This window comes from Mesorhizobium sp. M2A.F.Ca.ET.067.02.1.1, assembly GCF_004023285.1.
Taxonomy (GTDB): domain Bacteria; phylum Pseudomonadota; class Alphaproteobacteria; order Rhizobiales; family Rhizobiaceae; genus Mesorhizobium.
In genome coordinates this window covers 1-5,944 of sequence record NZ_RZSB01000361.1, presented here as the reverse complement: position 1 = coordinate 5,944, position 5,944 = coordinate 1, and the positions used below count along the sequence as shown (strand labels likewise).

The 5,944-nt window shown below is 64.4% G+C and carries 5 protein-coding genes; 3 read left to right on the top strand and 2 right to left on the bottom strand.

Features of this window, described 5'->3' with window-relative positions:
• Positions 1-972 (bottom strand): Mur ligase family protein (locus EOA28_RS22125; protein ID WP_128315263.1); only part of this gene is annotated, 972 nt, incomplete at its 3' end.
• Positions 973-1,149: 177 nt separating this feature from the next.
• Positions 1,150-1,896 carry an SDR family oxidoreductase gene (locus EOA28_RS22120; protein ID WP_127253876.1) on the bottom strand — a complete coding sequence of 249 codons (747 nt, stop codon included), beginning with the start codon at positions 1,894-1,896 and terminating at the stop codon, positions 1,150-1,152.
• Positions 1,897-2,155: 259 nt separating this feature from the next.
• Between EOA28_RS22120 and zwf the strand changes: the two genes are divergently transcribed.
• From zwf to edd, 3 genes are all read left to right on the top strand, one after another.
• On the top strand, positions 2,156-3,625 hold the full coding sequence (zwf, locus tag EOA28_RS22115) for a glucose-6-phosphate dehydrogenase (protein ID WP_126079091.1): 1,470 nt from the start codon (positions 2,156-2,158) through the stop codon (positions 3,623-3,625).
• Positions 3,607-4,323 carry a 6-phosphogluconolactonase gene (gene pgl, locus EOA28_RS22110; RefSeq protein WP_127252604.1) on the top strand — a complete coding sequence of 239 codons (717 nt, stop codon included), beginning with the start codon at positions 3,607-3,609 and terminating at the stop codon, positions 4,321-4,323. The genes zwf and pgl overlap by 19 nt, the downstream gene beginning before the upstream one ends.
• Positions 4,324-4,384: 61 nt before the next feature.
• Positions 4,385-5,944: phosphogluconate dehydratase (gene edd / locus EOA28_RS22105; RefSeq protein WP_128315262.1), on the top strand; the 1,560-nt coding region annotated here is incomplete at its 3' end.

Genomic DNA, 5,944 nt, shown 5'->3' with positions numbered 1-5,944 from the left:
GGCATGCTCCCCGACATAGATCACCTGGTCGGCAATCTCGCGCGCACTTTCATAGGCGCGCGCATATTTTGCATTCGAGCCGGCAAAGTCCGACAGCTGGCCAAGCACGATCCGCTTTCGCCCAGCCGTTGATCTTGCCATCATGTCGAAGGCGAGCGGTAGCGAATGCCAAGGAGCCTTGGCGGTGTCGACGACGAAATGCGGTCCTCCATCGACGACCAGGACGCGACAGCGGTTCGCCAACGGCTCGAATGCCGCGATCCTGTCCTCCACCATTCGCGCTGGTACGCCAAGCTCGAGCGCGGTCGCGGCCGCGGCAGCCGTCGGCAGCCAGAAATGCTCTCCCGGAAACGGCGTCTTGAGCTTCAACACCCCGGCCCGCCAATGAAGCGTGAAGCTGAGCGTGCGCGGATAGGCGGCGCTGATATCGGCGACGCGATAGTCGGCCGTTTCCGACTCGCCGAACGTGACGAGGCGATGCACACCGCCGGATGCCATGGCCAATACATTGGGATCGTCGGCGTTCAGTACCGCCAGCCCGCCAGGCCCCAGCGCCTCGACCAAAGCGCGTTTTTCCCGAGCGACGTTCTCCAAGGCCCTGAAACTGGAAAAATGCTCAAGCTGCACCATCGTGACAACAGCCACATGCGGCTTGAGCAACTGTGCCATGGGCCTGATCGTATCGACGCCGGAGGCGCCCGCCTCGAAGACGACATAGTCGAGCTCACCATGCTTGTTCATGTGCCTGTAGAGTGTGCTGACGAGTGAATTTATCGTGTTGGCCAGAACCCGCGTGTAGGTCCGCCCGTGGCCGGCCAGAATGTGCCCGAGCAGGCTCACCGCGGTCGACTTTCCCGAGCTGCCGGTTACGCCGATGAAGGTGGCCTTGCTCCGCGCCCTTGCACGCCTCGCCCGGTAGATCTTGAGGCGTTGCCCCAGGTCCTTGCGAATTCTCCGCAGTCCGGCATTCATGGCACCCGCCCCATCCAGGCGCCGTTATGCCTTTCGCCGGATCGTCAAGTCAAACTCAAGCCGCACGTCATCGACTAAAGCGCGTCGCGATCTTTCAGGCTCGCTCCCCGCGCTTTAGGTTTTGGTTTTACGCATGTCTTTATCCCGAAACCGGTTCCCATTTTCGGGAGACATGCTTTAGACACAGCGGCCGCCATCGACCTCCAGCGCCACGCCGGTGATGAAGGCGGCCTCGTCCGAAGCCAGCCACAGTGCCGCATTGGCGACGTCGAGCGGTGTCGAGAGCCGGCCGAGCGGAATCGAGGCGCGGAACTTCTCGCGTATCTCCGGCGTGTCGTCGCCCATGAATTTCTCCAGCATGCCGGTCTCTCCGGCAACCGGGCAAAGGCAGTTGACGCGAATGTTCTTCGGCGCCAGTTCGACGGCCATCGATTTGGTGGCCGTGATCGCCCAGCCCTTGGAAGCATTGTACCAGGTCAACCCCGGCCGCGGCCGAAGCCCTGCGGTCGAGGCCGTGGTCAGGATGACGCCGCCCCCCTGCCGGTCCATGATCGGCACGACGGCAAGCGCCGCATGGTAGATCGCCTTCATGTTGACGGCGGTGATCAGGTCGAAGGTTTCCTCGTCGACGCCCAGCATATCGCCGTGGCGGTGGGTGAAGCCGGCATTGTTGACCATGATGTCGATGCGGCCGAACGCGCTCTTGGCAGCGTAGATCATCTCGTCGAATTCGGAGCGCAGGGACACGTCGGTCTGGGTCCAGATCGCGTCTTTGCCGATCTCGTCGGCCACCCGCTCCGCGCCCTTGGCGTTGAGATCGGCGACGACCACGCGCGCACCCTCTTCGGCAAAGCGTTTCGCCATGCCCTCGCCGAAGCCCGACGCGGCACCCGTGATGATGGCGACCTTGTTTTCCAGACGCATGGCTTTCCCGCTCATTGGATTTCCGCAGCCATCTCCCTTAGCTTTCGTCACATTCACGTTCTATGGTGCAGGCGCGAACGCTGCCGGAAGCCATGGCTTGCCGATAAGCCTGCCGGCAGCGCGCGAGTGTCGGGAAACATGTGGACCGATGCAAGTGCAAGCGATTGGTCCTGCCTGTGACACCATGGCACTGGAAAATTTAAATCGATTAGAATATACCAACCACGCTGCCGCCATCAGGCATCAAATCGGACTGACCATGACCAGCCAGATCATTCCTGTCGATCCCTTCGACTTCATCATCTTCGGCGGCACCGGCGACTTGTCGGAACGCAAGCTCCTGCCGTCGCTCTACCATCGCCAGCGCGACCATCAATTCTCCGAACCGACGCGCATCATCGGAACGTCGCGCGCGAAGATGAGCGATGCCGAATTCCGGACCTTCGCCAAGAAGGCGATATCCGAGCACGTGAAACCGGAGGATGTCGATGCCAAGGAGCTTGAGACTTTCTTGGCGCGGCTTTCCTACGTGTCGGCTGACGCGACCACAGGCGCCGGCTTCGGCGAGCTCAAGAAGGCGATCGGCGACAGCGACCGGATCCGCGCCTTCTACCTTGCGGTGGCACCGGCGCTGTTCGGCGACATCTCGCACAAGCTCAAGGAGCACAAGCTGATCACGCCGAATTCGCGCATCGTGCTGGAAAAGCCGATCGGCCGCGACCTCAGCTCGGCGCGCGCCCTCAACGACGCGGTCGGCGGCGATTTCGACGAAGGCCAGATCTTCCGCATCGACCACTATCTCGGCAAGGAAACGGTGCAGAACCTGATGGCGCTGCGCTTTGCCAATGCGCTCTATGAGCCGCTGTGGAATTCGGCGCATATCGACCATGTTCAGATCACGGTCGCCGAGACCGTCGGGCTCGAAGACCGCGTCACCTATTACGACAAGGCCGGCGCGCTGCGCGACATGGTGCAGAACCATATTCTGCAGCTGCTTTGCCTCGTCGCCATGGAAACGCCGTCGTCCATGGACGCCGATGCGGTGCGCGACGAGAAGCTGAAGGTGCTGCGGGCGTTGAAGCGCATCAACGGCAACGGGGCGCCCAAGCATACGGTGCGCGGCCAGTATCGCGCCGGCGCCTCGGCGGGCGGTCCCGTCAAGGGCTATGTCGAGGAACTCGGCAAGGATAGCAACACCGAGACTTTCGTCGCCATCAAGGCCGAGATCGGCAACTGGCGCTGGGCCGGCGTTCCCTTCTATCTGAGGACCGGCAAACGGCTCGCCACCCGCGTCTCGGAAATCGTCATCGAGTTCAAGCCGATCCCCTATTCGATCTTCGGCGACAGCGCCGGACCGATCTTCGCCAACCAGCTGGTGATCCGGCTGCAGCCGAACGAGGGCGTCAAACAATACATCATGATCAAGGATCCCGGCCCGGGCGGCATGCGCCTGCGCCAGATTTCGCTCGATATGAGCTTCGCTCAGTCCTTCGACACACGCGCGCCGGACGCCTATGAGCGGCTGATCATGGATGTGGTGCGCGGCAACCAGACGCTGTTCATGCGCCGCGACGAGGTCGAGGCGGCCTGGAAATGGATCGATCCGATCCAGAACGCCTGGGAAAGCGCCAGGCAGGAAGCCCAGGGCTATACGGCCGGAACCTGGGGGCCGTCGGCCTCGATCGCGCTTATCGAACGTGACGGACGGACATGGCACGAGAGCAATTGAGCGAGGTCAGCTACGGCTGGAACGGCTTTGCCGATCGCCAGTATCTCGCGACGGCGCTTGCCGGTGAGATCGCGGACCGGTTGACCAGGGCAATCACGGAACGCGGCGCCGCGCTGCTCGCCGTGTCCGGCGGGACCACGCCGGCAAAGCTGTTCGCCGCGCTGTCGACGACCCCGATCGCCTGGGACAAGGTTATTGTGACGCTGGTCGACGAGCGCTTCGTGCCGCCGTCCTCGCCGCGATCGAATGCCGGGCTGGTGGCGGCGAACCTGCTGCAGAACAAGGCCGCGGCGGCGCGCTTCGTGCCGCTCTATCATGAGGCGGCAAGCATCGAGGACGCCGCGGCGGCGGATAGCGAAGCGCTGCGGTCGCTGCCCTGGCCGCTCGACGTGGTGATCCTCGGCATGGGCGGCGACGGCCACACGGCTTCGTTCTTTCCGGATGCCGGCAACCTCGAGGAGTTGCTCGACCCCGCGTCCCAGCGCATCGTGCTGCCGGTGCACGCGGCGAGCGGCGGCGAGCCGCGGCTGACGCTGTCGATGGCGCGCATCGTCGCGGCCGGCTTCGTCGCGCTGCATATCGAAGGCGAGGACAAGCGCACAGCGTTCAACGGCGCGATGGGTCCAGGCGCGAAAAAGCCCATCCGCAGCGTGCTCGAAGCGGCGCCGGGACGGATAGAGGTGTTCTGGGCACCCTGATTTCATATGAGGACAGCCCGGTGGCAGGGGAGGACGCTTACCGGGCTTGAAAGGACGGACCATGACAGCCAGACGCGATATCGAAGCCATCACGGAACGCATCCGCCAACGTTCAAAAGCCGGGCGAGAAGCCTATCTCAGCCGCATCGCCGGAGCGTCAAGCAATACCGCCAATCGGGCGGTGCTGGGCTGCGGCAATCTCGCCCACGGTTTTGCCGTATGCAGCCCATCGGAAAAGATCGCACTCGGCGGCGACCGCGTGCCGAACCTCGGCATCATCACCTCCTACAATGACATGCTGTCGGCGCATCAGCCCTTCGAGACCTTCCCGGCGCTGATCAAGGAAGCCGCGCGGGAAGCGGGCGGCATCGCCCAGGTGGCCGGCGGCGTGCCGGCGATGTGCGACGGCGTCACCCAAGGCCAGCCCGGGATGGAATTGTCCCTATTCTCGCGCGACGTCATCGCCATGGCGGCGGCGATCGGCCTGTCGCACAATATGTTCGACGCCGCCGTCTTCCTCGGCGTCTGCGACAAGATCGTGCCCGGGCTGGTGATCGCGGCGCTCACCTTCGGCCATCTGCCTGCTGTCTTCATCCCCGCCGGACCGATGACGACCGGCCTGGCGAATGACGAGAAGGCCAAGGTCCGCCAGCTCTATGCCGAAGGCAAGGTCGGCCGCGCCGAGCTGCTGGAAGCCGAGTCCAAGTCCTATCACGGGCCGGGCACCTGCACCTTCTACGGCACGGCCAATTCCAACCAGATGCTGATGGAGATCATGGGCCTGCACACGCCCGGCGCCTCCTTCGTCAATCCGGGCACGCCGCTGCGCGACGCGCTGACCAGGGAAGCGGCCAAGCGGGCGCTGGCGATCACGGCGCTCGGCAATGCCTACACGCCGGTCGGGCGCATGATCGACGAGCGTTCGATCGTCAACGGCGTGGTCGGTCTGCACGCCACCGGCGGCTCGACCAACCATACGATCCACCTGATCGCCATGGCCGCGGCTGCCGGCATCGCGCTGACCTGGCAGGACATTTCCGACCTGTCGGAAGCCGTGCCGCTCTTGGCGCGCGTCTATCCGAACGGGCTTGCCGACGTGAACCATTTCCATGCCGCCGGCGGCCTGGGCTTCCTGATCCGCGAGCTGCTCGACGAAGGCCTGCTGCATGAGGACGTGCAGACGGTGTGGGGCGAAGGCCTGCGGCCCTACGCGGTCGAGGCGAGGCTTGGCGAGGACGGCAGCGTGGTGCGCGAAGCGGCGCCGCTCGTGAGCGGCGACGAGAAGGTGCTGGCGCCGGTCAACAAAGCCTTCCAGCCGACGGGCGGGCTGAAAGTGCTTGGCGGCAATCTCGGCCATGCCGTCATCAAGACTTCCGCCGTAAAACCGGAGCGCCGTGTCATCGAGGCGCCGGCAAAAGTGTTCGACAGCCAGCAAGGCCTGAACGACGCCTTCAAGGCCGGCCAGCTCACCGGCGACTTCGTCGCCGTGATCCGCTTCCAGGGACCGAAGGCCAACGGCATGCCGGAGCTGCACAAGCTCACCACCGTGCTCGGCATCCTGCAGGATCGCGGCCAGCGCGTGGCGCTGGTGACCGACGGGCGCATGTCGGGCGCCTCCGGC